The organism is Streptomyces sp. NPDC017890, from assembly GCF_044328675.1.
GTDB lineage: Bacteria > Actinomycetota > Actinomycetes > Streptomycetales > Streptomycetaceae > Streptomyces.
In genome coordinates, this window is record NZ_JBIRHU010000015.1 from 1 (window position 1) to 26,172 (window position 26,172).

Consider the following 26,172-nt stretch of genomic DNA (forward strand, 5'->3'; position numbering starts at 1 on the left):
TGCGTTTCCGACTCTATCAGATCCTTTTCCGATCCGATTTCCTCGGCGCTTTCCAGGTTCTCGCTTTCGCGTTTCCCTTTCCGGCGGTTCCGACTCTATCAGATCCTTTCGGCCCTGATTCCCCGTCAGAGGGGGTTGTCTTCGCGGCTGTTGGGCCGTTCCGACGTCTCAAACCTTAGCGGACTTTCTCGGCGATTCCCAATCGGAGTGGACCGGGCCGTCGAGCCTCAATCGGAATTGAATTCGGACACGCCGAAGCCGTTCCCATTGAGGGGGTCGTGCTGGTGGTTTGGTGCCGCTGTTGCGGCGGGAGGTGCTACCGCAGAACCGTTACGGCCCCGTGGCAACCCGAAGAACCTTACGGATCCAGCCGGGGGCTGTCAACCGCTCCTGTCAAGATCTTTAATCGAGGTCGCTGAGCCTGCCGCCGGCGTCCGGCTGCGCGTGCTCCACCCTGCGCAGGAGGCGGGTGAGGACGTCACCCAGCGCGGTCCGGTCGTCGGCGGAGAGGTCCTGGAGCAGGTCCTCCTCGAAGACCGTGGCGAGGCGCATGGCCTCCAGCCACTTCTCCCGTCCCTCCGCCGTCAGCTCGACGATGACTCGGACACGGTTGGTCTCGTCGCGGTCCCGGGTGACGAGCCCCTCCCCCACCATGCGGTCGATGCGGTGGGTCATCGCGGCCGGGGTCAGGCCGAGGCGCTTGGCGAGGTCCCCCGGACCCAGCCGGTACGGGGCGCCGGAGAGGACGAGCGCCTTCAGTACCTCCCAGTCGGTGTTGCTGATGCCGAGCTCGGCGGTCTGCCGGCCGTACGCGACGTTCATACGACGGTTGAGGCGGGAGAGCGCCGAGACGATCTTCTCGACCTGGGGGTCGAGGTCCTGGAACTCGCGCTGGTAGGCGGCGATCTGTTCTTCGAGTGTCGGCTCGCCGGCGCCGGAGGTGTCGCCCATGGCCGCAGTATGGCACGAGACTCCTTTGCCTTGAAGTCCTTCGCTATGTACTCTTTAGCTTCGAACTTTAGCTTCTAAGTCTCCAGCTCCGACGGCTGGAGCGATCGACCCAGAGAGGGTGAACGTGACCAGGGCAATGGGCGCAGCGATGCGCCGGATCCATGTGGGCAACGGACTCAGCGCGTTCGGGCTCGGCTTCACCGTCCCCTACCTGTACGTCTACGTGGCGCAGGTACGGGGACTCGGTTCTGTCACGGCGGGTCTCGTGCTCGCCGTCTTCGCCGTGGCCGCGCTGATCGTGCTGCCGTTCGCCGGTCGGGCCATCGTCCGGCGGGGCCCGCTGCCGGTGCTGCTCGTCGCCCTGGTCACCGCCGCGCTCGGCGCGCTGAGCCTGGGGCTGTCGGCCTCGGCCGCCACCGTGCTGCTGTCCGCCGCCGCGCTGGGAGCGGGGCAGGCCGTCATGCAGCCGGCGCTCGCGACGATGATCGTGGACTGCTCGACGACGGAGACGCGGTCGCGGGCGTTCGCGACGCAGTTCTTCCTGCAGAACCTGGGGCTCGGCGTCGGCGGGCTCATCGGCGGTCACCTGGTCGACACCACGAGCGCCTCCTCCTTCACACTGCTGTTCGCGATCGAGGCGGCGATGTTCCTGGTGCTGGTCGTGGTGATGGCGACGGTGCGCACGCCTCACGCGCCCCACGTGGCGGCGGTGCCCGGGCAGGCCGCCGGCAACAGCTGGAAGCAGCTGCTGGGCAACCGGGCCATGGTGCAGCTGTGCGTGCTGGGCTTCGTGCTGTTCTTCGCCTGCTACGGACAGTTCGAGTCGGGGCTGAGCGCGTACGGCGTCGAGGCGGCCGGGATCTCCACGTCCGCGCTGGGGACCGCGCTGGCGGCGAACACGCTGATGATCGTGATCGCGCAGTTCGCGGTGCTGAAGTTCGTGGAGCGCCGGAGGCGGTCGCGTGTGATCGCCGCCGTGGGGCTGATCTGGGCCGTCGCGTGGGCGGTGGCCGGGTACGCCGGGCTCGGACACGGCAGCCAGACGATGGCGACGGCCGCGTTCATCTCGACGTACGCGCTGTTCGGGCTGGGTGAGGCGCTGCTGTCGCCGACGCTGGCGCCGTTGGTGGCCGATCTGGCACCGACCGGGCTGGCCGGGCAGTACAACTCGGCCTTCGCCCTGGTGAAGCAGCTCGCGCTGGCGATCGGGCCGGCGGTGGGCGGGCCGCTCGGGGCCTCGCTGCACGCGCCGTACATCGTGGCGTTCCTGTTGTTCTCGCTGGGCATCACGGTGCTGGCGGTGCGGCTGGGGCGGCAGCTCACGGACGTACAGAACCAGCCGTCGCTCGCCCGGAGCCGGGTGGTGACGCAGGGCGGGGCGCCGGCCGACGCGGTGGCGGCCGCGGAAGCGTGAGGCCTGAGGCATGAGGCATGAGGGGTGCCGTGACGGGTTCGCCCGTCACGGCACCCCTCGCCCGTGGCTCACGGCTTCGGCAGGAGGAACTCGCACCAGACCGCCTTGCCGCCCCCGGGGGTGCGTCTGGACCCCCAGTTGGAGGCGATCGTCGCGACGATGGCGATGCCCCGGCCGGACTCGTCCACCGGTTCCGCGCGGCGGCGTCTGGGCAGGTGGTCGTCGCCGTCGGTGACCTCGACGATCAGGCGGCGGTCGGTGCGGCGCAGGCGCAGGCGCATGGGGGGTGTGCCGTGCTGAAGGGAGTTGGCGACCAGTTCGCTGGTGGCCAGGACGCCCAGGTCGTGCAGGTCGGTGGGGAAACGCCAGCTGGTCAGGACGCCGGAGGCGAAGGCACGCGCGCGGGGGGCCGCTTCCACGCCGCCGAGCAGTTCCAGAGCGGCGTTGCGGAAGAGCTCGGCCTGCGGGCCCTTGCGGGCGGGGTGCTGGAGGACCAGGACGGCGACGTCGTCGTCGTGCTCCGGGGTGACGCCCGCCGAGCGGACCAGGCGGTCGCAGATCACCTGGGGGCTGCCGGTGGCACCGGACAGGGCGCGTTCCAGGGCGGCGATGCCCTCGTCCAGGTCCTCGTTGCGGCGTTCCACCAGGCCGTCGGTGTAGAGGACGGCGGTGGAGCCGGGGGTCAGGGCGATCGAGCCGGACGCGTGCATCCAGCCGCCGGTGCCGAGCGGGGGGCCGGTGGGTTCGTCGGCTCGCTGGACGGTGCCGTTCTCGTCGCGGACGAGGATGGGCAGGTGCCCGGCGGAGGCGTACACCAGCCGGCCCTCGTTCGGGTCGTGGATGGCGTAGACGCAGGTGGCGATCTGGTTGGCGTCGATCTCGGTGGCGAGGCCGTCGAGGAGCTGGAGCACCTCGTGCGGGGGGAGGTCGAGGCGGGCGTAGGCCCGTACCGCCGTGCGGAGCTGGCCCATGACCGCTGCCGCGCGGACGCCTCGGCCCATGACGTCGCCGATGACCAGGGCGGTGCGGCCGCCGCCGAGGGTGATCACGTCGTACCAGTCGCCGCCGACGGCGGCCTCGGTGCCGCCGGGGTGGTAGGTGGCGGCGACGCGCAGGTCGTCGGGTTCCTCCAGTTCCTGCGGGAGCAGGGAGCGCTGGAGGGTGACGGCGGTCTCGCGCTGGCGGCCCTCGCTCGCGCGCAGGCGGGCCGCGGCCTCGGCGTGGTCGGTGACGTCGGTCGCGAACACGAGGACACCGCGGTCGCCCCGGCCGCCGCCGCTGTCGCCCTCGGTGACCGGGGTGCAGGTGAAGGTGTAGGAGCGGCCGTCGGGGGCCTTGCGGGACTTGAGGGTGCGGGGCCTGCCGCTGCGCTGGACCTGGTCGAGGAGCGGGAAGAGACCGAGTTCGTCGAGCTCGGGGAGGGCCTCGCCGGCCCGTTCGCCCAGGTCGGGCATGCCGAATGCCGCGACGTAGGCGTCGTTGACGTAGGCGAGGCGGTGGTCGGGGCCGTGGACGAGGGCGACGAGCGCCGGGACGCGGTCGAGGACGTCGCGCACGGGGAGGTCGTCGACGGCGGGGACGGGCGGAGCTTCGTCGGTCAGCTGTTCGGCGCGGGCGGCGGGTACGGAGCCGTCTCCTCGCCGGTCCGGGGAGAGGGTCGTGTCGGTCCGCGCTGCGGCGCGGCGCTGCGTTCCGGGGAGTCGGGCGCTCCAGCGCGTGAAGTTCACGAATCTTTGCCTCGTGTAGTTGTCGGCGGCCCAGGGCCGGGACGGGCCGGGTACGGCCGGGGCCCCGGGGGCCGCGCGGGAGCGAGCGGCGGCGCGCCCGCGGTGGTGGACCAGTCTGGCAGGGTGCCGACCGGGCCGACATCCGTCAGACGCCGGACCGGCCGGGGGAGTTCCTGGCTCCGGTCAGGACTACCCCTTCGGGTTGCGCGGTGGTTCCTGAGAAGGCTTTCCACCGGCCGCGAGTTCGAACTCCGCTCGCGGATGTTCGAGTGAACCCAGGGAGACGATCTCCCGTTTGAAGAGCCCGGCCAGGGCCCATTCGGCCAGCACGCGCGCTTTGCGGTTGACGGTGGGCACACGGCTGAGGTGGTAGGCGCGGTGCATGAACCACGCGGGGTAGCCCTTCAGCTTGCGCCCGTACACGTGTGCGACGCCCTTGTGGAAGCCGAGGGATGCGACGGATCCGGCGTGTTCGTGCGCGTACGTGTCGAGGGGCTCGTCGCGCAGGGCGTGCGCGATGTTGTCGCCGAGGACCCTGGCCTGTCGGACGGCGTGCTGGGCGTTGGGGGCGCATTGCCGGCCGGGTTCCGAGGCGGTGACGTCGGGGACGGCGGCGGCGTCTCCCGCGGCCCACGCGTGCGCGGCGCCGTCGACGGACAGGTGGGGGGTGCAGGTGAGCCGGCCGCGGTCGTCGAGGGGGAGGCCGGTGGCGGCGAGGATCGGGTGGGGTTTGACACCGGCGGTCCAGACGACCGTACGGGTGGGGAAGCGGGCGCCGTCGCTCAGGGCGGCGACGCGGTCCTCGCAGGACTCCAGGCGGGTGCCCAGGCGTACGTCGATGTTGCGGCGGCGCAGTTCGGTGACCGTGTAGCGGCCCAGGTCCTCGCCGACCTCGGGCAGGACGCGGCCCGATGCCTCGACGAGGATCCACTTCATGTCGTCCGGTGTGACGTTGTGGTAGTACCGCGTGGCGTAGCGGGCCATGTCCTCGAGCTCGCCGAGGGCCTCCACGCCGGCGTAGCCGCCGCCGACGAAGACGAAGGTGAGGGCGGCGTCGCGGAGGGCGGGATCGCGTGTGGAGGAGGCGATGTCCATCTGTTCGAGGACGTGGTTGCGCAGGCCGATGGCCTCCTCGACGGTCTTGAAGCCGACGCCGTGGTCGGCGAGGCCCGGGACGGGCAGGGTGCGGGAGACCGAGCCGGGCGCGAGGACGAGTTCGTCGTACGACAGCCGGCGGGCGCCCGTCCCCTCCTCGTCGGTGGCGAGGGTGGTGATGGTGGCGGTGCGCGTCGTGTGGTCGATGGACCGCGCCTCACCGACGACGACGTCGCACTGGCCGAGGACGCGGCGCAGCGGTACGACGACGTGGCGCGGGGAGATGGAACCGGCCGCCGCCTCGGGCAGGAACGGCTGGTACGTCATGTAGGGGTCGGGAGTGACGACGATGATCTCGGCCTCGCCGCGCCGGAGTTCGCCCTTGAGGTTCCGTTGCAGCCGCAGGGCCGTGTACATCCCGACGTAGCCGCCGCCGACAACGAGAATGCGCGCACGTTCCTTCACCATCCCATGACGCACCCGACGCTTGCGTTTGTCCACAGGCCCGTCGATTTGTGTGACCGGAGATCGCGGGGGCGCGGGGTGGTCCGTACGGCCGTGATCCGGTGCGGTCGCGCAGGTCAGCGGGGGTGGAGGCGGAGGCGGAAGACGGCGCATTCGGGGCACGGATGATCCGTGGTCCGATCGGGGGTTGCTCCGTGCGGAACCTGCCCCTTCTGAATTGACCCTCGCTCAACTATGTTCTTTCCGACGGGGTGTAAGGGGATGTGCTCATCGGGTCCGCGACGGGCGGGCCGCAGAACCGGGCCTGTTCCTCGCACTCCGGCTTTCGATGACGGGGAGTGTCTCCGGGGGGAGACGTCATTACCGGGGGATTGTCTATGCATGTTCAGGACTCTCATTGGTCGTCCGCGTCCACTGTCGCGCCCGGTGGCGCGATGAGTGCGGCGGCGGGCGGCGCACGCGGGGACGGAGCGCGGACCGCGCCTTTGCGCGTGGACGCCCAGCGCAATCTGGAGCACGTGCTGCGCGCGGCACGCGAGGTGTTCGGGGAGCTGGGGTACGGCGCGCCGATGGAGGACGTGGCGCGGCGCGCGCGGGTCGGTGTCGGCACGGTGTACCGGCGCTTTCCGAGCAAGGACGTACTGGTCCGGCGGATAGCCGAGGAGGAGACGGCCCGGCTGACCGACCAGGCGCGGACGGCCCTCGGGCAGGAGGACGAGCCGTGGTCGGCCCTGTCGCGCTTCCTGCGGACGTCGGTGGCCTCGGGCGCCGGGCGGCTGCTGCCTCCGCAGGTGCTGCGGGTCGGGGTGTCCGACGACGGTGACGGCGGCGCCAGTGGTGCCGGCGGCGCCGTGGCCGGTGAGCCGCGGGTGCCGCAGCAGCGGATACAGCCGGGCTCCGGCGAGCTGCGGCTGGTGTCCGAGGGGTCCGCGCGGGCGGGTTCGTCGCTCGGCGGGCCGATCGGCGGGGTGGTTCCCGTGGAGGGCGACGACGGGGCGGCGGAGCTGCTGGACGTCGTGGGCCGGCTCGTGGAGCGGGCACGGTCGGCGGGTGAGCTGCGGCCGGACGTGTCGGTGGCGGACGTGCTGCTGGTGATAGCCACGGCCGCGCCCGCACTGCCGGACGCGGCACAGCAGGCGGCTGCCTCGGCCCGGCTGCTGGACATCCTGCTGGAGGGCCTGCGGTCGCGCCCGGCGTAGGAGCGTGGCGCCGTCGGGTGGGCGGGGCGTGCCGGACCTCCGCCACTCCCCGCGTCCGGCTCGCGCCCGCCGGGCGGGAGGCTGCTGTCGCGGATGGGTGCTGGGCGCCGCCGAGGTGGCTCGGCCGAAAGCCGGTACGGCACGGCACTGCACGGCACTGCACGGCACGGCACGGCACGCCAACCCGGTGTTCGGGGAGGAGAGGCGGCGGGTCAGACCCGCCGCACGACCGCCCCCGCTCCCGCACCGCCCAGCGCGCCCCGCTGCGGCGTGATGCCCGCGGGTACCGCGCGCTGGCGGGCCGGGGTGCCGGTCCAGCAGGTGCCTCGGCGGGCGAGGAGGCGTCGGAGCCACAGTTCGAGGGAGACGAGGTCGGCCAGCCCGTCCAGGGGCAGCGCCTCGCCCGCGGCCGCCGCGCGCACCGCCTTGCGCACGACCCGCGCCTCCACGAGCCCCGCCTGAGCGAGCAGCGGCGTGTCGAAGAGGCCCAGCAGGGAGTCCGCGGCGACCCGCAGCCCCGTCCGCGCGGCGGAAGCCGCCAGCCCCTGGGTGGGCGCCCCCCAGCCGCTCGGCAGGTCGCTCACCCCCGAGCCCTCCAGCACCGTCCGCAGGATCGACGCCCGCGCCCCCGGCTGCACCCGCAGCGCCTCCGGCAGCGCGCGGCAGGCGCGGACGACCTGGTTGTCGAGGAAGGGTGTGTGCAGCCGCTGGAAGCGGATCTCGGCGGCCTGCTCCAGCACCCGCACGTCCGCCGCCCGGCGGGCCAGTGCCGCACGCGCGCGGAAGTCACCGGGACGCTGCCCCGGTCCGACCCCGGACCGCTGGGAGGACGTCTGCAGACGAACCGATACTTCGGCCAGTGCCTCTCCGGTCAGCCACCGCGCCGCCGGCCCCGGCCCGGCCCAGGACAGTACGGCGAGCGATGCCTCCATGGCACCGTCGCCCGGCGTGTCGAAGCGCCGGCGCAGCAGCCGTTCGGACAGCACCTCGAGCCCGGTGCGGTACGGCGTACGCGCCAGGCGCCGGGCCGCCGCGTACACGCGCGCGGGGACCAGCACCGACCCGTCGGCCTTGGCCAGCGCGGCGACCGGCCGCACGAGGTGGCGGCGCTTGCGGTCCATCAGCAGGTCGGCCAGCCGCGCCGGATGGGCGTCCAGCACCTGCCGCGCCCCGTAGCCGGCGAAGTGGTCCGCGCTGCCCGCGGCCAGCCGCGCCCGGTGCCGTGCCGACGCGACCAGGAACGAGCCCGGTTCGTCCGTCAGCGGCCCGTCCAGCGCGGCGTACGGGAGCATCTCCTCGCCGCCGGTGACCACCACGTGGTGCAGCCGTGGGTTGGCCGCGAGGGCCCCCGCCCGCTCCAGCTCGGCCTCCTGCCCGCCGACGGCGAGGTCGTTGAAGGTGACGGCCAGCAGCCGCTCCCCCGCCCCGGAGCCGTGCCCGAGCACGGTCCCCGGCGTTCCCGGCAGCCCGGCGGCCAGCAGGGCCAGCGTTCCCGAGGCCGGGCCGCCGGACAGGTCGGCGCCGATGCCGGGGACCGGCATCCCGCGCGCGGCGCGTCGTTCCGCGGGTCCCATGCCCGGGACCGGGCCGGGGTCGATGCCGTCCCCGGGGACGTGCCGGGGCGCGGCGAGACGCGTGCGCACCGCCTCCACCAGGGCGTCCCGCACGCCGTCCACCGCGCGGTCGGGGTCGGCCGGCGGCGCCGCGACGGCGAGTGAGGCCACCGGCTCGTACCCGGCGATCTCGCGCGCCCCGGCGCGCAGGATCAGCGCATGCCCCGGCGGAATGCGCTTCACTCCGTCGTACGGGGTGGATTCGTCCAGCGCGGCCGGCACGTCGGGCGCGGCGAGCAGCGCGGCGAGATGTCCGAAGTCGAGGTTGGCCTCGATGAGGTCGGCCAGGGGCAGCGCGGCCGTCGCGTAGGCCGTGCCGCCCGCCCAGGGGGTGTGGAAGACCGGCCGCGCGCCCGCGAGGTCACCGCAGACGGTGATCCGCCGTCCCACCTGGACGACGGCCGTGTAGCTGCCGGGCCACGCGGTCAGGTGGCGCAGGGCGCCGCCCCGCGCGGCGAACAGTCCGACGCGCAGCTGCTCGTCGCTCGCGCCGCAGATGCCGAGGACGGCGATCCTCGTCTGCGGGTCGGCCGAGACGACGCGCACCTCGTCGGGGCGCCAGTCGCCGACCGCCCACAGAGGGTCGGGATCGCCCCACAACAGCTGGGAGCCCACGGGCTGCACGGTCTCACCGTCGTACCCGGTGGCCCCCGCGGAGCCGCCCGCCCCGGCCATGCCCACGGCGCCCACGGCGGTGCTGCTCCACCCCACCAACCACCGCATCGACGCCTCCACAGGCTGGGGACAACCAGTGCACCGTACGAACTGGTTCCCCATGCTGCCATGAAGGGCATGCCTCAGAGCATCGGCGGAGCCGCAAGTGCTCCCGGAAATGCGCCCCCGCGGGAACTCACGCGAGGACGCCGACTCCCCTGCCGGTTCCTGCCGGAGGGCGCGAAGACGACGCGAATGCGCCCCAGCAACGCGCTCTTTGGCTACCCAACGCGCCCTCAACTCCCGTGGTGAGGGCGGTGGCACCCCGGAAACACCCGGGTCGATTTTCAGCCAAATCGGCGTCACGCGAACACGGTCGAACACGCTCCGTACAGGCTGTGCGCCCCGGCCGGCGGTGCGCGGTCCGGGGGACGAGGTACGCCCCCCGGACCCGTCCGCCGCCCGCGGGGATGTAGGCGGCGGCGTCCCCCAGCCCACTGGACCCAGTACAGCGGGCCGACCCACGCATCGCCCATGGAACCGCTCCCGGTGTGGCCGGAGAAGAGCGCACGGCCGGGCGCACGGCCACACACCGGGAGCACGCGGCAACACACCGTGCAGGCACCGCACTTCAGTACGGACCACAATCCCGCCATCCGGAACAATGCCTCTTAACGCATGGGATCCGGCGAACTACGCTGGGTTTACGAATGCCGCATGGTTATGCCAGCGCGGCAGCCGTCTGTGTCGAGGGGTGGCGCATGTCCAGGGAGCTACGCGGGCCGAACGAAAAGCTCGGCACCGTTCTCGCCCTCGCGGGAATCAGCAACGCAGGACTCGCCCGGCGCGTCAACGACCTCGGCGCCCAACGCGGGTTGACTCTTCGCTACGACAAGACGTCGGTGGCACGCTGGGTGTCGAAGGGCATGGTGCCGCAGGGTGCGGCGCCGCACCTCATCGCCGCCGCCATCGGCCAGAAGCTCGGCCGCCCGGTGCCGCTCCACGAGATCGGCCTGGCGGACGCGGATCCCGCCCCCGAGGTGGGCCTCGCCTTCCCCCGGGACGTCGGCCAGGCGGTCAGGTCCGCCACCGAGCTGTACCGTCTCGACCTCGCCGGCCGCCGGTCCGGCGCCGGTGGCATCTGGCAGTCGCTGGCCGGCTCGTTCGCAGTGAGCGCATACGCAACGCCCGCCTCGCGATGGCTGATAACCCCGGCCGACAGCTCGGTGGCACGTGACGCGAGCCCGGCCGAGGGCTCCGGCGCACCGCTCAAAGTCGGCCACAGCGATGTGCAGAAGTTGCGGGAGGCCGCCGAGGACGCCCGGCGCTGGGACTCCAAGTACGGTGGCGGCGACTGGCGTTCGTCGATGGTCCCCGAGTGCTTACGCGTCGAGGCGGCCCCCCTGCTCCTCGGCTCCTACTCCGACGAGGTCGGCCGCGCCCTGTTCGGTGCCTCGGCCGAACTGACCCGCCTGGCCGGCTGGATGGCCTTCGACACCGGCCAGCAGGAGGCGGCCCAGCGGTACTACATCCAGGCCCTGCGCCTGGCCCGCGCGGCGGCCGACGTCCCCCTGGGCGGCTACGTGCTCGCCTCCATGTCCCTCCAGGCCACCTACCGCGGCTTCGGCGACGAGGGCGTGGACCTCGCCCAGGCCGCGCTGGAACGCAACCGGGGTTTGGCCACGGCCCGCACCATGAGCTTCTTCCGCCTGGTCGAGGCCCGCGCCCACGCGCGCGCGAACGACGCGCCGGCGGCCGGCGCGGCCCTGAAGGCCGCCGAGAGCTGGCTGGAACGCGCCCGCCCCGGCGACAACGACCCGACGTGGCTGGGTTTCTACTCCTACGACCGGTTCGCCGCCGACGCGGCCGAGTGCTACCGCGACCTGAAGGCACCACGCCAGGTCCGCCGCTTCACCGAGCAGGCCCTGTCGAAGCCGACGGAGGAGTTCGTACGCTCGCACGGCCTCAGGCTCGTCGTCTCGGCCGTGGCCGAGCTGGAGTCGGGCAACCTGGACGCGGCCTGCGAGCAGGGCGTGCGGGCGGTCGAGGTGGCCGGCCGCATCTCCTCGGCCCGCACCACCGAGTACGTCAAGGACCTCCTCCACCGCCTCGAGCCGTACGGTGACGAACCACGCGTGGTCGAGTTGCGCGAGCGCGCCCGGCCGCTGCTGATGACCACGGCCACAGCCTGATCCACCGCCGCCTCCCGGGTTTGAAGGCATTGTCAGTGGCGCAGTGCACTATCGAAACCGGGAGGTGGGCCGGAGATGGACAGAGTGCGGACCGGGGCCGCGCACAGCATCACGCGCGGGATCGCGCACGGCGTCGCGTACGACTGCGACGTGCTGGTGATCGGCGGCGGGATCGTCGGCCTGTCGACGGCGTACGCGATCACGCGGGCCGCGCCGGGCACCCGGGTGACGGTGCTGGAGAAGGAGCCGGGGCCGGCCCGGCACCAGACGGGCCGCAACAGCGGCGTCATCCACAGCGGCGTCTACTACCGCCCGGGCTCCCTCAAGGCCCGCTACGCGGTGCGCGGCGCGGCGGAGATGGTCAAGTTCTGCGCCGAGTACGGCATCCCTCACGCCGTCACCGGCAAGCTGATCGTCGCCACCGACCGCGCCGAGCTGCCCCGCCTGCACGCCCTCGTGCAGCGCGGCCGGGAGAACGGCATACCGGTCCGCGAGCTGGGCGCCGCCCAGATCCCGGAGTACGAGCCCGAGGTGCGCGGCCTCGCCGCCATACACGTCGGCACGACCGGCATCTGCGACTACAACGCCGTCGCCCGGCAGCTGGCCCGCGCCTCGGGCGCGGAGATCCGCTACGGCGCCGAGGTGCGGCACATCGACCGCCGCCCGGGCCTCGGGGTCGCCGTCCGCACCCGCTCCGGGTACGTGCTCCGCGCCCGGGTCCTGGTCAACTGCGCCGGGCTGCACTGCGACGGGATCGCCCGCATGACGGGGGACGAGCCCGGCATGCGGATCGTCCCCTTCCGGGGCGAGTACTACGAGCTGGCGCGGCCGGAGCTGGTGCGGGGACTGGTGTATCCGGTGCCGGACCCGGCGTTCCCGTTCCTCGGCGTGCATCTGACCCGCGGCATCGACGGGAGCGTCCACGTCGGCCCCAACGCGGTGCCGGCGCTGGCCCGGGAGGGGTACGGGTGGGGCGTGGTCCGGCCCCGCGAGCTGGGCGGGACGCTGACCTGGCCGGGATCCTGGCGGATAGCCCGGCGGCACTGGAGGTACGGGGCGGGCGAGCTGCGGCGGTCACTGTCCAAGGGGGCGTTCACCAGCGCCGTACGCAGCCTGCTGCCCGGGGTGACGGAGGGGGACCTGGTGGCGGCGCCCGCGGGGGTGCGGGCGCAGGCGGTGCTGGCGGACGGGACGCTGGTGGACGACTTCCTGATCCGCGAGGGCGCCCACGCCGTGCACGTCCTGAACGCGCCCTCGCCCGCGGCGACGGCGTCGCTGCCGATCGGGCGGGAGGTGGGGCGGCGGGCGCTGGCGATGCTGGAGGGGGCGTGACCGGGCGGGCGGTGCGACGGTGTGAGCTCGTACGGAGTCGTCCGGTCGCCCGGCATGAGTGCGGGCGGGAGGGGACGCGCCGCCGACGCCGGGACGCCGACGGGACGCCTTCCAGGCCGTCCAGCACGGGGAGGGGAGACGCTGGGCGAAGGCACTGGTGAGGGCTGGGGAAGCACCAGGGCGCCACGACTGCCCGCGGCCACGCGGATCGGTGGCCGTAAAATTGAGGCACTGTGTCTGACTTCCACCGCGCCCCCGAAGCCGCCCCCCAGCCCGCCGCACCGCACGCCGGCGCCTCCGTCCGGCACACCCGCGCCAAGGGTGAGCCCCGGTTCCCCGACGGGCCGATGGCCGATCCCGCCGGTTCGCACTTCGAGCGGCGGATCCGGAGTTTCCAGCCCCGGCGGAGCCGGGTGACCGCCGGGCAGGCGGACGCCCTGCAGCGGCTGTGGCCCGTGTGGGGTCTGGACATCGACGGGCAGCGGGTCATCGACCTCGGTGAGCTGTTCGGCAACACCCGCCCCGTCGTCCTGGAGATCGGCTTCGGCATGGGCGAGGCCACCGCCCAGATGGCCGCCGCCGACCAGGACACCAACATCCTCGCCGTGGACGTCCACACCCCCGGCCAGGGCAACCTGCTCGGTCTCGCGGAACGGGACGAGCTGCCCAACATCCGGGTGGCCAACGGCGACGCGATCATCCTCCTGCGCGAGATGCTCGCCCCCGACTCGCTCGCCGGGCTGCGCGTCTACTTCCCCGACCCCTGGCCCAAGAAGCGGCACCACAAGCGCCGCCTGATCCAGCCGGAGTTCCTGACCCTGGCCGCGACCCGGCTCGCCCCCGGGGCCTTCGTGCACTGCGCCACCGACTGGGAGCCGTACGCGGAGCAGATGCTCGAGGTCCTCACCGCGCACCCCGACTTCGAGAACACCGTGCCGGACGGCGGTTTCGCGCCGCGTCCCGCCCACCGGCCACTGACCCGTTTCGAGGGCCAGGGACTGGACAAGGGTCATGTGGTGAACGACTTGCTCTTCCACCGCGTACAGCACAAGGAGCAGCCCCCCACCGGTTAGGGTCCATGCCGTGGCCACCAGTCCTCCGTATCCGACGCGTCCGCATACGTCTCCGCACTGGTGGCAGCGCACCTGGGTCCGTTACGGCGCACTGGTGACGCTGCTCGCGCTGGCCGGCCTGGTGATCCTGGCCCTGGTGCGCGAACAGACCGGTACGCAGGGGTTCCTGGTGGGGCTCGGTCTCGCGGTGCTGCCCGTGCCACTGCTCGTGGCCGCGTTCCGCTGGCTGGACCGGGTCGAACCCGGGCCCTGGCGGAACCTGCTGTTCTGCTTCGCCTGGGGTGCCTGCGCGGCGGCGCTGATAGCGATCGTCGCGAACAGCTTCGCGACGCGGTGGATAGCGACGGCCACCGCCGACCCGGCCGGCGCGGACACCCTGGGCGCCACGGTCATAGCCCCGGTCGTCGAGGAGTCCGCCAAGGCCGCCGCAGTCCTCCTGGTCTTCCTCTTCCGCAGGCGTCACTTCACCGGCATCGTCGACGGCGTGGTCGTCTCCGGGGTCACCGCCACCGGCTTCGCCTTCACCGAGAACATCCTCTACCTGGGCAACGCCTTCGGCACCGACCAGATCACCGGCGACAGCGGCATCGCCTCCGTCACCGCGGCGACCTTCTTCGTCCGCATCGTGATGTCGCCGTTCGCCCACCCGCTCTTCACCGTGCTCACCGGCATCGGTTTCGGCCTCGCCGCGCTCCGGGCGGACCGTCACCGCCTGCGCCGGGCCCTGCTCCCCCTGGCCGGTCTGCTGCTCGCGATGGGCATGCACGCGCTGTGGAACGGCTCGGCCTCGTTCGGCGAGTACGGCTTCCTCGCCGTGTACGGGGGGTTCATGGCACCCTCCTTCGGCCTGCTGACCTGGCTGGTGATCTGGACCCGGCAGCGTGAACTGGGCACCGTACGGGCCGAACTGCCCGTGTACGTGATGGCCGGATGGCTGGGGCCGGCCGAACCGTACGCGCTCGGCTCGATGCGCGCCCGCCGCATCGCCCGGCGGCACGCACACCGGCACGCCGGGAAGGAGGCGGCGCGGGAGGTGGCGCGGTACGAGGCGTACGCGACCTCGCTGGCGTTCCTGCGGCAGCGGGCTCGCCGGGGCAGGGCGGGCGCCGACTTCGCCGTACGGGAGCGGGAACTGCTCGACGCCCTGTGGCACCGGCGCGGCGTGGCGCGTCCGGCCCTGGACCACTCGGCCCGGGCCACGGCACCGCCCGTGCCGGTGGCCGTACAGCCCTGGGCGTACTCGCACGGTCCGTACGGGCCCGGCCACCCCGCGACGGCCCCGGCGCCGTACCCCGCACCGGCCGCGTACGCCTCGTACAGCCCGTACGAACCGGCGAACCGGCAGCCCTGACGTCGGGGGGTTGCCGTCAGGACCGCCGGGGACCAGCAGGATCAGCGGGTATCAGCGCGGATCAGAGGGGACGGGTGGGACGGGCGGCGCGGGAGGCGACGCCCGGACTCACGCGAGAGGCGAGGCTCGGACTCAGGGAGTGAGGCCCTTGCTCTGCAGCCACGCCATCGGGTCGATGCCGCCGCCGTCGGCCGTGTGGACCTCCATGTGGAGGTGGGCGCCGGTGACGTTGCCCGTGGCGCCGACGCGACCGATGACGTCACCGGTGGCGACCTTCTGGCCGACGCTGACGCTGATGGAGGACTGGTGGGCGTACCAGATCTCGGTGCCGTCGTCGAGGGTGAGCACGGTCTTGTAGCCGTACGACCCGTCGTAGCCGGCCGACGTGATGGTGCCGCTGTGGACCGCCTTGAGCAGCGTGCCCGTGGGGGCGGCGAAGTCCAGTCCGGTGTGGTAGCCGGAGGACCAGTAGGCGCCGGCCTGGCCGAAGCTGGAGGAGATCGTGTAGGAGGAGGTCGGCAGGGTGTACTGCCTGGCCAGCTTCGCGAGCCGCTCGGCCTCGGCCTTCTTCGCGGCCTCCTCCTCCGCCTTCTTCTTGGCGGCGGCGGCCTTGGCCTGGGCCTCCTTCTCCGCCTCGGCGGCGGCTTCCGCGGCCTTCTTCTCGGCCGCGGCGGCGGCTTCGGCGGCGGCCTTGCTCTCCACCTGGGCCTGCTGCTGCTCGGCCTGCGCCATGATCCGGGCCCGCAGCGTCTCACCGGCGTCGCCGGTGTCCTCGGAGGTGTCGGCGGAGACCGTGGCGATGCCGCTGAGCGGGGTGGCGGAACCCTCGGGTTCCGGCTCCTCGTCGTCGGAGATGAGCGAGCCGACGTTCGGCATGTCCGGCATGGAGATCGACACCGGCGGCTTGCCGGTCTGCGCGGTGGCCATGCCGCCGGCGCCGACTGCGGCTATGACACCGACGCCGAGGACGGTGGAGCTGCGGGCGAGTCCGCCGCGCTGCTTGGCGACGCGGTGCCGGCCGCGTACGGGACGGATGGATTCCGCGGTGGGATTCCACTCCTCCCAGGGGCCCTCTTCGGCGCGGTGGCCGTCGTAGCCGAAGGTGTCGGTGTCGTGCTGGTTCGGCACGAACGGGGCCTCGGGGGCAGGCCGGTTGGACGCCACGTGGGCGTACTCCTTTCCTTCCTTTCGCCTACCGGGTTAGCTGACGGGTTCGGAGCAGGAAGGTCTCCTACGCGCGTATATCCGCCGTGTCTCCACGGCGTCATACGCCCGATTCACCCCAATGTGGTGGTTCCCCGGTTCCCTTGCGGGATTCGGCGCGTGCGCACGGAGCCGCCTTCTGTGACGGCTGGGACGACCGCGCTGCGTTATCGAACGTTAATAGACGCGAGGCTCGGATACCAAGCGGTTCCTCTTGATCATTAACGAATCCGGCCGGGATGTACGCCTCACAGAAGGCCAAAGCGGGGCGAGTTGACCCCGTCTCAGTATTCCCCCTCTGGCCACAACTTTCTGATGGTGTGTCAGTTGTTATGCGGAGGGCGGTCGATCCGTCACGCCCGGTGACTTCGGTCTAGGGTCGTCGTACGGCGAGCAGTGCCATGTCGTCGGCCATGCCGCCCCCGGAGTGCCGGCGCACGTCGTCGGCGAGGGTGCCGAGCAGTTCCGCCGGATGCCGGAAGACGCAGCCGGCCAGCCGCGTGTACGGGTCGTAGAACTCGCCCTGGGTGTCACGGGCTTCGGACACTCCGTCGGTGTACAGCAGCAGCGTGGCCCCGCCGGGGAATTCGGCCTCCTCCGCGCGGTCGGGCCACACGCCGAGTTCGCCCATGCCGAGCGGCAGCGCCGACTCCCGGGCGGACAGCGGGCGCAGGGTGCCGTCGGCGTACAGCAGCAGGGGCGGCGGATGGCCGCGGTTGACGATGCGGACGACCCCGTCACCGTGCGGGAGTTCGGCGAGTACGGCGGTGGTGAATCCCTCGAAGGCGTCCAGTCCGTCCCGGCGGGACCCCTCGCGGGCCAACGCCCGCTCCAGCCGCTGCGCCACCGCCTCCAGCGTCGCCTCCTGCTCGGCGGCCTCCCGGAAGGCGCCGATCACGACGGCGACGGCGCCCACCGCGCCCATGCCCTTGCCGCGCACGTCCCCGACGATGAGCCGGATACCGCGCGCGCTGTCCTGTACGGCGTAGAGGTCGCCGCCGATGAAGGCGTCGGCCTGTGCGGCCTCGTAGCAGGCGGCGATCTCGAAGCCGCCGATCCGTTCGGCGGGCTCGGGCAGTACGGCGCGCTGGGCGGCCTCGGCGATCTCGCGCACGGAGACGAGGCGCTCGCCGGTGCGGCGGACGAAGCCGTTCACGAGGACGGCGAGCACGGCGACCGTCGCGATGGTGATCAGCTCGGTGAGGGAGTCGACGTAGTGGATGACGCCCTTGCTCAGTTGCAGCCCGACGACGGCGGCGACCACGGCGACACCGGTGAGCGCCGTGCCGCGCCGTGAGTAGATCGGGGCGGCCACCAGGGGCGCGGCCGTGTAGAGGGGGCCTGCGGTGAAGTACCTCGGGGTGAAGAGGTCGTACAGGATGGCGACGACGATCAGCAGCACGGGGAGCAGGCGTACGAAGGTCCGCCCGTACGAGGTCCGCCACCGCCGCGGTGGCCCCTCGGCCGACGGCACGAGTTCCGCACCGCCGCCGAGCCCCGGGTCCGGCACGGGGTCGCCGGGGAGCCGGCCGCCGGCCCTGGCGTACGCCCCCTCGTCGTCCACGTCACCTGGCCGCACCACTCGTCTCCCGCCACCCCGCACGTCTGCGCCGCTTGCCGTCCCGTCCTCCAGATTTCCCGGAGCGGGGGCGGGGGGCGAGCCGTGGGGGCCGGACGGGTGACGGAGCGGGTGCATGTGTCGCGAACGCGAACGCACCGAAGGCCGGAATCCTCATGGATTCCGGCCTTCGGTCTTCAGTAGCGGGGACAGGATTTGAACCTGCGACCTCTGGGTTATGAGCCCAGCGAGCTACCGAGCTGCTCCACCCCGCGTCGTTGTGTCTTTACTGTACTTCATCCCGGGGGTGGAATGCACATCCGTATCTCCCCGCCTCTCCCGCTGCCCCTCCAGATGGCGGTTCGGTGCCTTCGCGCGCCCCTCGTACTCCGGCAGTACGACGACGGTGGCGCCCCCGGCCGCGAGCACCCCGCTGCCGTCGGCCCCCGGCACGAAGGTGTCCGGCTCCCGCCAGGCCGTGACCACACGGCGCACCCCGGCGTCGAGGATCAGCCGGGCGCACGGCGCGGGCCGGGAGGCGCGGCGGGCGCAGGGCTCCAGGCTGCTGTACACGGTGGCGGTCGCGAGCCGCGGATCGCCGGGGCCGGTCTTCGCGAGCGCGGCCTCCTCGGCGTGCACGACGGGGTCCTCCCCCTCCCGCGAGTGCCCGCGCGCCAGCTCGGTCCCGTCGGCGGCGACCACGACCGCCCCCACGCTGAACGCCGTCCCGGACGGTGGGCACAGCTCCGCCAGCTCGCAGGCGAGCGCCAGCCAGTGCCGGTCGGCGGCGGCGACGCGGTCGCCGGTGCCGGGCGCGGTGGGCAGGTACCGCGTCAGCACCACGTCCTCGATGCGCCGCGACTCCACCAGCCGCAGCCGCCCGCCCTGGTAGGCGCCCGGACCGAACAGCCGGGGCGCGTCCGGGTCCCCCACGAACAGCGGGGCGAGGACGAGTTGCAGCTCGTCGGCGAGTTCCTGTTGCAGCAGTTGGGTGTGGACTCTCCCGCCGCCCTCCACCATGAGCCGCCGCACACCGCGCCGGTCGTGCAGGTACTCCAGCGCGGCGCGCCAGTCGAGGGTGCCGCCGAGCGGCACGATGTCGGCGGCGATCCCCAGCGCGCGGGCCCGCCGGGCGCCGTCGTCCGTGGTCAGGAGCACCTTCTCCCCGCCGGTGTGCCACAGCCGCGCCGCCGGGTCCAGCTCGCCGGTGGCACTGACCGTGACCTTGAGCGGGTACTCCGCCTTACCGGCAGCGGTCCGGGCCGCCCGCCGCTCGGCGGAGTTCACCAGCAGCCGCGGGTCGTCGGCCCGGATCGTGCCTGCCCCGACCAGCACCGCGTCGACGGACGCCCGCACCTCGTCGACCCGGTCGAAGTCGGCCGGGGAGGAGAGCAGCAGCCGGTCGGGGCCGGTGTCGTCCAGGTAGCCGTCGAGGGAGACGGCGGCGGAGAGGAGGACGTAGGGGAGGGGCATGGTCGTACTCCACCACCCCCGCGGCAAAACCTCCAATGCCACCGCTACGGCGAGCCGTCATCGGCCTCGGCATCCGCCCCTTGCCGGCGCCGCCCGCGGGACTCCGCGACCCGCAGCGCGTCGGCGAGGCACTCGCTCAGCCGGATCGCCGAGCAGCGGACCTCGGCGTTCGGGGACACGGGGTCGTCCAGCAGCCGGCGGGCGGAGCGGAGTACGTCCAGTCCTGCGGCGAGCTGCCGGGCCCCGAGAACGAGGACGGGGCCGCCGACTGACGGGGCCGGCGAAGACGGATCCGGTCCGTCGAACGGCCGGACCGGCAGCTCGGAGCGGAGCGGCCGGAGGCCGCTGGTGCAAGACTGGGCCGTATGGACGTACGAGCCAGGAACCACGTGACAGTGACGGGCCGGGCGGACGGACCGGTGGTGATGCTCGCGCACGGGTTCGGATGCGACCAGAACATGTGGCGCCTGGTGGTGCCCACACTGGAGCGCGACTTCCGGGTGGTCCTCTTCGACCACGTGGGGGCGGGCCGCTCGGATCCGGCGGCCTGGGACGAGCGGCGCTACGCCGAACTCGACGGCTACGCGGAGGACGTGCTGCAGATCTGCCGTGAGCTGGCTCTGGGCCCGGTGGTCTTCGTGGGGCACTCGGTGAGCGCGATGATGGGCGTGCTGGCCGCCGCACGGGAGCCGGAGCGCTTCGCCGGCCTGGTCCTGCTGACCCCCTCGCCGTGCTACATCGACGACCCGGCCGCCGGATACCGGGGCGGCTTCAGCCCCGGGGACATCGACGAGCTCCTGGAGTCGCTGGAGGCGAACTACCTGGGGTGGTCGGCGGCGATGGCCCCCGTGATCATGGGCAACCCCGAGCGCCCGGAGCTGGGACAGGAGCTCACCAACAGCTTCTGCCGCACCGACCCGGGGATGGCCCGTGTCTTCGCCCGGACCACGTTCCTGTCCGACAACCGCGGCGACCTCGACGCGGTCACGGTCCCCACCCTGGTCGCGCAGTGCTCCAGCGACGCGATCGCCCCGCCGGAGGTCGGTGCCTTCGTGCACGCCCGGATCGGGGGAAGCGAGCTGGTCACCCTGCCCGCCACGGGGCACTGTCCGCAGCTGAGCGCTCCCGAGGCGACCGCCGCGGCCATCGCCTCGTTCGCCGCCGGAACCACCCGGTGATGTGCGGGGCCGACGACGGACGTCATCACGAGGGGGGCGCGGGCGCCGACGCGGACGGCGCGCAGGCGTCGTTCTCCGCGCTGCTGGAGGACAGCGCAGAGGACCTGTACGAGAACGCGCCCTGCGGATATCTGTCCACGGCGCTGGACGGACGGATCGCCAAGGTCAACAGGACCCTGCTGGACTGGCTCGGTTACCGACGCGGCGACCTGGTCGGGCGCATGCGCTTCTCCGACCTGCTCACCGTGGGCGGCAAGCTCTACCACGAGACCCACTTCGCGCCGCTGCTGTCCATGCAGGGCGAGGTCAGCGGCATCGCACTCGAGCTGAAGGCCGCCGACGGCTCCCGTCTGCCGGTCCTGGTGACCTCCGCCGTGAAGACCGGCGGCGACGGGCAGCCGCTGCTGATCCGCACCACCGTCGTGGACGCCCGCGACCGGCGTGCCTACGAGGCCGAGCTGCTGCGCGCCCGGCAGGAAGCGGACCGCGAACGCGACCGCCTCAGGACCCTGGCGACCACGCTGCAACGGACACTGCTGCCCCCGGCCCTGGACGACGTGCCCGGTCTGGACGTCGCCGCCCACTACCACGTCGCCTCCGTCGACGAGGTCGGCGGCGACTTCTACGACCTGTTCCCCCTGGCCCACGGCTCCTGGGGCCTGTTCCTCGGTGATGTGTGCGGCAAGGGGGCCGCCGCCGCCGCGATCACCTCCCTGGCCCGCTACACCCTGCGCGCCGCCGCCGTCTACGACCCCAGTCCCGCCGCCGTGCTCGGCAACCTCAACACCGTCCTGAACCACGAGTACACCGGCGACGACCCACGCTTCTGCACCGTGATCTTCGGGCTGCTCGCCCCCGCCGGCGACGAGGGCGCCTTCCACCTCACCCTGGCCAGCGGCGGCCATCCGCCGGCCGTCCTCCTGCGTGCCGACGGCACCGCCGACTACCTGCCCACGCCCGGCGGCCAGCTCATCGGCGTCCTGCCGGAAGCCGAGATCGCCACCACCACGATCCGCCTGACCGCCGGCGACACACTGCTGCTCTACACCGACGGCCTCACCGAAGCCCACACCGCCCAGGCCGGCGTCCGTTACGGCGACGAAGCGCTCCTCGACTTCACGCGGTCACTGGCCCCCACCACCGCCTCGGGCGTGGTCCAGGCCCTGAGCGCCCTGCTCGACAGTCTCGGCAGCGGCGTGGACGACGACACCGCCGTCCTGGCCATCAACGTTCCCCGGCCCCCCGGTGAGGAGCAGCGGTGACCCGCTGACCCTGGGCATCCGCACCACCGCCGGCGGGCCCTTCGGCGAGCTGCCGGGCCCGGTCTCGTCGGCGAGCCGCCGGGTACGCCGCCTCCGACGCCACGGCCGCAGGCGCGGCCCATCCGCTCGCGCAACGCGCGCAGCAGCGCCCGAACGCCGCAGCGCCCCGCCCGGCGGAGGCCGGTCGAGGCGCTGCGGAGCAGGTCAGAGGCCGTTTGCCTCTGCCCGCCACCGGTAGGCCCTGTGGGACTCGAACCCACAACCAATGGATTAAAAGTCCACTGCTCTGCCAATTGAGCTAAGGGCCCAGGGGTTGTTGCGTGATGTTGCCACACCGAGCATAGCCCGACGCGGCCGGGAGGCCGATCGGGTATCGGGGTCACGGCCGCGTCGGCGGGGGCGGGGAGGCGGCGGTTACGGATCCACCGGCTCGGGGGCGCTCGCTCGGGCGGCGACGCGGGCCCGGGTGCGTTCGTGGTCGGGGTTGAGGAACCAGTGGCGGGCCGAGGCGAACCACCAGGTCGCGGCGGAGCCGAGGACGACCAGGACGGCGACCGGTGCGTAGTTGAAGGTCTCCCGGGTGACCGGGGAGACCTGCGGCAGCATGAACAGGACGGTGATGACGCCGACCCATGTCACCGCCACCACACCCACCACCTGCGACCAGCGGCCCAGGTGCCACGGCCCGCGTTCGAAGGCGGCGCCCTTGCGGACGCGCAGCAGGGTCGGGATGACGTACGCGATGTAGAGGCCGATGACCGCGATGGAGGTGACGGCCGCGTACGCCGTTTCGTTGATCAGGTACGGCAGGCCGAGGACCAGCGCGGAAAGCGCCGCCAGCCAGACCGCCGCGACCGGCGTGCGGGTGCGCGGGTTCACCGTGTGCCAGACGTGCGAGCAGGGCAGCGCGCCGTCGCGGGAGAAGGCGTAGATCATGCGGCTGTTGGCCGTGACCGACGCCATCCCGCAGAACAGCTGCGCCCCGATGACGACGAGGAGGAGCAGCTTGCCCGCGGTCGCGCCCAGCGCGTCGAGCAGGATCTGTGCGGGCGGCGCGCCGGTGGGGGACGTGAGGGCGCCCTCGTAGGACTGGATGGCGAAGGTGAAGCCGAGGAGGAGGACGAAGCCGGCGATCCAGGAGGTCCAGATCGAGCGGACGATGCCCTTCGGGCCGGCCGTCGACGCGTCCTGCGTCTCCTCGGTCATGTGGGCGGAGGCGTCGTAGCCGGTGAAGGTGTACTGGGCCATGAGGAGACCGATGAGGACGACGTAGACGCCGCTGCCCCAGCCGGTGTTGTTGACGAACTCGCCGAAGACGAAGGACGCCGACTGGTGCCGGTCGGGCGCGAAGGTCAGCGCGCCGACGATGAGCGCGACGCCGATGACGTGCCACCAGACGCTGACGCTGTTCAGGAGGCCGACGATGCGGACACCGAACGTGTTGAGCAGGCCGTGGAGGACGAGGATGGCCGCGAAGAGGAGGATCGTGCGGCCGGGGGTCACCTCGAAGCCGAACTGGAGGTTCAGGTAGGCGCCCAGGAAGGATGCGGCGCCGAAATCGATGCCGGCGGTCACCGCGACCTGGCCCAGCACGTTGAACCAGCCCGTGAACCACGCCCAGGCGGCCGCCGTACGGGGCGGCGCGAGGCGGTGCGCCCAGAAGTACAGGCCCGCCGACGTCGGGTACGCCGAGCAGATCTCGGCCATCGCCAGGCCGACGAAGAGGGTCATCAGACCGACGGCGACCCAGCCCCACGTGATGACGGCGGGGCCGCCCGTGTCCATGCCGAACAGGTAGAGGGTCATGCAGCCGGACAGGACCGAGATGATCGTGAAGGAGACCGCGTAGTTGGAGAACGCCGACATGCGGCGGGCCAGAACCTGGGTGTAGCCGAGCTGGGCCAGCCGTTCCTCGTCCGACAGCCCACTCACCTTGGCGTCATCTGTCATGCCCCCAGCAATTCCCCTGCGGGAGACGTGACATGCGTCACTTCACGGCCGGGAAGCAGTTCGGGGGTCCGGGAAACAAAACGCCGTGGCCTCCACCCGGTGGGGCGGAGGCCACGGCGCGTCAGACGTTCAGCTGTTCAGCTGTTCAGCCGTCAGCCGTTGCGCTTCCAGCGCGGCTTGTCGTCACGGCGGCCGAAGGAGGAACCGCGGTGGTCGTCCCGACGGCCGTACGGGCGGTCGTGGCCGCCGGAGCGGAAGCCGGGGCGGTCGCCCTGGCGGTCGCGGTTGAACGGACGGTCGCTGCCGGGGCGGTCGCCCTGACGGTCACGGTTGAACGGACGGTCGCTGCCACGGTGTCCACCGCGGTCGCCGCCACGGTCGCCGCGGTCGTCCCGGCGGAAGCCGCCACGGTCGCCGCCGCGGTCGTCCCGACGGTCGTCACGGCGGTCGTCCCGGCGCTCGAAGGGTCGCCCACCACGGTCGTCCCGGCGGAAGCCGCCACGGTCGCCGCCGCGGTCGTCACGACGCTCGAACGAACGACCACCACGGTCACCACCCCGGTCGTCACGACGCTCGAACGAACGCCCGCCACGGTCGTCCCGGCGGAAGCCGCCACGGTCGCCGCCGCGGTCGTCACGACGCTCGAAGGAACGGCCACCGCGGTCGTCACGACGCTCGAACGAACGACCACCACGGTCACCACCCCGGTCGTCACGACGCTCGAACGAACGCCCGCCACGGTCGTCACGACGCTCGAACGAACGACCACCACGGTCGCCGCCCCGGTCGTCACGACGCTCGAAGGAACGGTCCCGGTCGGCGAAACGGTCCCGGCCGTTGCCGCCGCTGCGCTCGCTCCGCTCGGTCTTCTCCACGTCCCGCGCGCCCGGCTGCTCGGGCAGTGAGACCTCGGCGTCCGCCTCGGACGCGGCGGCGGCCACCTCGGCCAGCACCGCCTCCGGGTCCTCGCCGCGCTCCCGCGCGACCCTGGCGACCAGGCGGTCGGCCTCCTCGCGCAGCTCGGTGGCACGGCGCTGGGCCCGCTCCAGCTCCTTGTTGAGCTGGGCGACCTCGCGCTCGGCCTGCTGCGCCGCGTTGCCCGCGGACTCGGCCTGGACCTCGGTCATCGACCGGGCGCCGGTGATCTCGGCGACCTCCGGCTCGAAGGCCGCGCCGCCCTGGATGATGTGGCGCGTGGCGTCGACGCCCGCGTCCTCCATCAGCCGGAAGATCTGACGCCGCTGGTGCGGCAGGGACAGGGAGACGACCGTGCCGGTACGGCCGGCGCGCGCCGTACGGCCGGCGCGGTGCAGGTAGTCCTTGTGGTCGCCGGCCGGGTCCACGTTCAGGACCAGGTCGATGCCGTCGACGTGGATACCGCGGGCGGCGACGTCGGTGGCGACCAGGACGTTGACGTACCCGTCCTTGAAGTCGGCCAGCGTGCGCGTACGCGCGCCCTGGGTCATGCCGCCGTGCAGCGCGTCGGCCTTCGCTCCGGCGTCGCGCAGCTGCTCGGCGACGCGGTCGGCGCCCAGCTGGGTGCGGACGAAGATGATGGTGCGGCCCTTGCGGGAGGCGATGGCCGCGGTGACCGGCGCCTTGTCCTTGGGCTTCACGACCAGGATGTGGTGCGACATGGTCGTCACGGCGCCCTGGGCGGCGTCGACCTCGTGGCTGACCGGATCCTTCAGGTACCGGTCGACGAGGGTCTTGATCTCGTTCTCCATGGTCGCGGAGAACAGCATCCGCTGACCGCCCGCGGGCACCTGGTCGAGGAGCTCGGTGACCTCGGGCATGAAGCCCAGGTCGGACATCTGGTCGGCCTCGTCGAGGACGGCGATCTCGACGTTCTCCAGGGAGCAGGCGCCACGCTTGATGATGTCGCGCAGACGGCCCGGGGTGGCGACGAGGACGTCGACGCCGCGCTCCAGTGCGTAGATCTGGTTGCCCATGGAGGTGCCGCCGCACACGACCTTCATCTTCAGCCCGAGGACGTCCCCGTACGGCTGCAGCGCGTCGGCCACCTGCATGGCCAGCTCACGGGTCGGCGTCAGGATGACGGCGCGCGGCTTGTGCTTCTCGGTGCGGCCGCCGGCCAGCGTGGCCAGGGTCGGCAGACCGAAGGAGAGGGTCTTGCCGGAGCCGGTGCGGCCCCGGCCGAGGATGTCCTTGCCGGCCAGGGCGTCCGGGATGGTCGCGGCCTGGATCGGGAAGGGGGTGGTCACGCCGTTCTGCGCGAGCTTGCGCACGACGCCCTCGGGCAGACCGAGCGAGGCGAAGGTGACCTCGGGGGCGGCCTCGACGGCCTCCGTCCCGGTCTCCTCGACCGTCTCGGTGATGTCGGGGGTGTCGTCGTTCTCGGACACGACGACGTGATCAGTACTGATGATGGACATGCGAATGCGAAACCTTCCGGAGTCTCTCAGTCGGCACGCGCCCGTCAACTCCGTGAATCGCGATTCGCAATACGACCGCCTCGATG

The 26,172-nt window shown here is 72.6% G+C and carries 17 protein-coding genes, 2 tRNA genes, 1 pseudogene and 1 riboswitch; of the genes and pseudogenes, 8 read left to right on the forward strand and 12 right to left on the reverse strand.

What is annotated here, in order from left to right; genetic code table 11:
• Positions 1-402: 402 nt before the first annotated feature.
• Entirely contained in the window at positions 403-951 is a 549-nt protein-coding gene (locus ACH4F2_RS20360) for a MarR family winged helix-turn-helix transcriptional regulator (protein ID WP_398134109.1), read from the reverse strand.
• A 136-nt stretch (positions 952-1,087) separates the two neighbouring features.
• Here ACH4F2_RS20360 and ACH4F2_RS20365 point away from each other — a divergent pair, with 136 nt between their 5' ends.
• On the forward strand, positions 1,088-2,365 hold the full coding sequence (locus ACH4F2_RS20365) for an MFS transporter (RefSeq protein ID WP_398134275.1): 1,278 nt from the start codon (positions 1,088-1,090) through the stop codon (positions 2,363-2,365).
• A gap of 68 nt (positions 2,366-2,433) precedes the next feature.
• Here the strand turns inward: ACH4F2_RS20365 and ACH4F2_RS20370 are convergent, their stop codons facing one another.
• Both ACH4F2_RS20370 and ACH4F2_RS20375 read right to left on the reverse strand, forming a co-directional pair.
• Positions 2,434-4,092 (reverse strand): SpoIIE family protein phosphatase, encoded by a 1,659-nt coding sequence (locus ACH4F2_RS20370; RefSeq protein ID WP_398134110.1) that lies wholly within the window; start codon positions 4,090-4,092, stop codon positions 2,434-2,436.
• Between the two features lie 189 nt (positions 4,093-4,281).
• Complete coding sequence (locus tag ACH4F2_RS20375; RefSeq protein ID WP_398134111.1) at positions 4,282-5,655, reverse strand: NAD(P)/FAD-dependent oxidoreductase; 1,374 nt, start codon at positions 5,653-5,655, stop codon at positions 4,282-4,284.
• Positions 5,656-6,029: 374 nt separating this feature from the next.
• Between ACH4F2_RS20375 and ACH4F2_RS20380 the strand changes: the two genes are divergently transcribed.
• Complete coding sequence (locus ACH4F2_RS20380; protein ID WP_398134112.1) at positions 6,030-6,851, forward strand: TetR/AcrR family transcriptional regulator; 822 nt, start codon at positions 6,030-6,032, stop codon at positions 6,849-6,851.
• A gap of 212 nt (positions 6,852-7,063) precedes the next feature.
• Here ACH4F2_RS20380 and ACH4F2_RS20385 read toward each other — a convergent pair whose 3' ends face one another.
• Positions 7,064-9,187 (reverse strand): asparagine synthase-related protein, encoded by a 2,124-nt coding sequence (locus ACH4F2_RS20385; protein WP_398134113.1) that lies wholly within the window; start codon positions 9,185-9,187, stop codon positions 7,064-7,066.
• Between the two features lie 692 nt (positions 9,188-9,879).
• On the opposite strand from ACH4F2_RS20385, the gene ACH4F2_RS20390 reads away from it, so the two are divergent.
• The 4 genes from ACH4F2_RS20390 (at position 9,880) to ACH4F2_RS20405 (ending at position 15,066) form a co-directional block, all read left to right on the forward strand.
• The gene (locus ACH4F2_RS20390) at positions 9,880-11,310 is read left to right on the forward strand and encodes an MFS transporter (RefSeq protein WP_398134114.1); all 1,431 of its coding nucleotides are present in this window, start codon (positions 9,880-9,882) and stop codon (positions 11,308-11,310) included.
• A 75-nt stretch (positions 11,311-11,385) separates the two neighbouring features.
• Positions 11,386-12,642: an L-2-hydroxyglutarate oxidase gene (gene lhgO / locus ACH4F2_RS20395; RefSeq protein WP_398134115.1), complete on the forward strand. Its 1,257-nt coding sequence runs from the start codon at positions 11,386-11,388 to the stop codon at positions 12,640-12,642.
• Positions 12,643-12,875: 233 nt separating this feature from the next.
• Entirely contained in the window at positions 12,876-13,715 is an 840-nt protein-coding gene (gene trmB, locus ACH4F2_RS20400; protein WP_398134116.1) for a tRNA (guanosine(46)-N7)-methyltransferase TrmB, read from the forward strand.
• Between the two features lie 10 nt (positions 13,716-13,725).
• The gene (locus ACH4F2_RS20405; RefSeq protein ID WP_398134117.1) at positions 13,726-15,066 is read left to right on the forward strand and encodes a PrsW family intramembrane metalloprotease; all 1,341 of its coding nucleotides are present in this window, start codon (positions 13,726-13,728) and stop codon (positions 15,064-15,066) included.
• Positions 15,067-15,198: 132 nt separating this feature from the next.
• Here the strand turns inward: ACH4F2_RS20405 and ACH4F2_RS20410 are convergent, their stop codons facing one another.
• The 5 genes and pseudogenes from ACH4F2_RS20410 to ACH4F2_RS20430 form a co-directional block, all read right to left on the reverse strand.
• Complete coding sequence (locus ACH4F2_RS20410) at positions 15,199-16,230, reverse strand: M23 family metallopeptidase (RefSeq protein WP_398134118.1); 1,032 nt, start codon at positions 16,228-16,230, stop codon at positions 15,199-15,201.
• 11 nt (positions 16,231-16,241) lie between these two features.
• A riboswitch (cyclic di-AMP (ydaO/yuaA leader) is annotated at positions 16,242-16,398 on the reverse strand.
• 244 nt (positions 16,399-16,642) lie between these two features.
• Positions 16,643-17,833 carry a PP2C family protein-serine/threonine phosphatase gene (locus ACH4F2_RS20415; RefSeq protein WP_398134119.1) on the reverse strand — a complete coding sequence of 397 codons (1,191 nt, stop codon included), beginning with the start codon at positions 17,831-17,833 and terminating at the stop codon, positions 16,643-16,645.
• A 195-nt stretch (positions 17,834-18,028) separates the two neighbouring features.
• Positions 18,029-18,102: transfer RNA gene (locus tag ACH4F2_RS20420), tRNA-Met, on the reverse strand.
• A 70-nt stretch (positions 18,103-18,172) separates the two neighbouring features.
• Positions 18,173-19,300: pseudogene (locus tag ACH4F2_RS20425) on the reverse strand (dihydrofolate reductase family protein); the annotation flags it as partial.
• A 44-nt stretch (positions 19,301-19,344) separates the two neighbouring features.
• Positions 19,345-19,479: a hypothetical protein gene (locus tag ACH4F2_RS20430; RefSeq protein ID WP_398134120.1), complete on the reverse strand. Its 135-nt coding sequence runs from the start codon at positions 19,477-19,479 to the stop codon at positions 19,345-19,347.
• 186 nt (positions 19,480-19,665) lie between these two features.
• On the opposite strand from ACH4F2_RS20430, the gene ACH4F2_RS20435 reads away from it, so the two are divergent.
• Both ACH4F2_RS20435 and ACH4F2_RS20440 read left to right on the forward strand, forming a co-directional pair.
• The gene (locus tag ACH4F2_RS20435; RefSeq protein ID WP_398134121.1) at positions 19,666-20,478 is read left to right on the forward strand and encodes an alpha/beta fold hydrolase; all 813 of its coding nucleotides are present in this window, start codon (positions 19,666-19,668) and stop codon (positions 20,476-20,478) included.
• Positions 20,478-21,740 (forward strand): PP2C family protein-serine/threonine phosphatase, encoded by a 1,263-nt coding sequence (locus ACH4F2_RS20440; RefSeq protein WP_398134122.1) that lies wholly within the window; start codon positions 20,478-20,480, stop codon positions 21,738-21,740. Before ACH4F2_RS20435 ends, ACH4F2_RS20440 begins: the two co-directional genes overlap by 1 nt.
• Positions 21,741-21,975: 235 nt before the next feature.
• Here ACH4F2_RS20440 and ACH4F2_RS20445 read toward each other — a convergent pair.
• From ACH4F2_RS20445 to ACH4F2_RS20455, 3 genes are all read right to left on the reverse strand, one after another.
• Positions 21,976-22,048 (reverse strand) — tRNA-Lys (locus ACH4F2_RS20445).
• 106 nt (positions 22,049-22,154) lie between these two features.
• Positions 22,155-23,690: an amino acid permease gene (locus ACH4F2_RS20450; protein ID WP_398134123.1), complete on the reverse strand. Its 1,536-nt coding sequence runs from the start codon at positions 23,688-23,690 to the stop codon at positions 22,155-22,157.
• A 152-nt stretch (positions 23,691-23,842) separates the two neighbouring features.
• Positions 23,843-26,086 carry a DEAD/DEAH box helicase gene (locus ACH4F2_RS20455; protein WP_398134124.1) on the reverse strand — a complete coding sequence of 748 codons (2,244 nt, stop codon included), beginning with the start codon at positions 26,084-26,086 and terminating at the stop codon, positions 23,843-23,845.
• Positions 26,087-26,172 lie beyond the last annotated feature (86 nt).

What these genes read in the sequence shown, in the direction of transcription:
- ACH4F2_RS20360 (WP_398134109.1), bottom strand. Translation starts at nt 951, where the DNA reads ATGGGCGACACCTCCGGCGCCGGCGAGCCGACACTCGAAGAACAGATC.
- ACH4F2_RS20365 (WP_398134275.1), top strand. Translation starts at nt 1,088, where the DNA reads ATGGGCGCAGCGATGCGCCGGATCCATGTGGGCAACGGACTCAGCGCG.
- ACH4F2_RS20375 (WP_398134111.1), bottom strand. Translation starts at nt 5,655, where the DNA reads ATGGTGAAGGAACGTGCGCGCATTCTCGTTGTCGGCGGCGGCTACGTC.
- ACH4F2_RS20380 (WP_398134112.1), top strand. Translation starts at nt 6,030, where the DNA reads ATGCATGTTCAGGACTCTCATTGGTCGTCCGCGTCCACTGTCGCGCCC.
- ACH4F2_RS20385 (WP_398134113.1), bottom strand. Translation starts at nt 9,187, where the DNA reads ATGCGGTGGTTGGTGGGGTGGAGCAGCACCGCCGTGGGCGCCGTGGGC.
- ACH4F2_RS20390 (WP_398134114.1), top strand. Translation starts at nt 9,880, where the DNA reads ATGTCCAGGGAGCTACGCGGGCCGAACGAAAAGCTCGGCACCGTTCTC.
- lhgO (WP_398134115.1), top strand. Translation starts at nt 11,386, where the DNA reads ATGGACAGAGTGCGGACCGGGGCCGCGCACAGCATCACGCGCGGGATC.
- ACH4F2_RS20435 (WP_398134121.1), top strand. Translation starts at nt 19,666, where the DNA reads ATGGACGTACGAGCCAGGAACCACGTGACAGTGACGGGCCGGGCGGAC.
- ACH4F2_RS20440 (WP_398134122.1), top strand. Translation starts at nt 20,478, where the DNA reads ATGTGCGGGGCCGACGACGGACGTCATCACGAGGGGGGCGCGGGCGCC.
- ACH4F2_RS20450 (WP_398134123.1), bottom strand. Translation starts at nt 23,690, where the DNA reads ATGACAGATGACGCCAAGGTGAGTGGGCTGTCGGACGAGGAACGGCTG.
- ACH4F2_RS20455 (WP_398134124.1), bottom strand. Translation starts at nt 26,086, where the DNA reads ATGTCCATCATCAGTACTGATCACGTCGTCGTGTCCGAGAACGACGAC.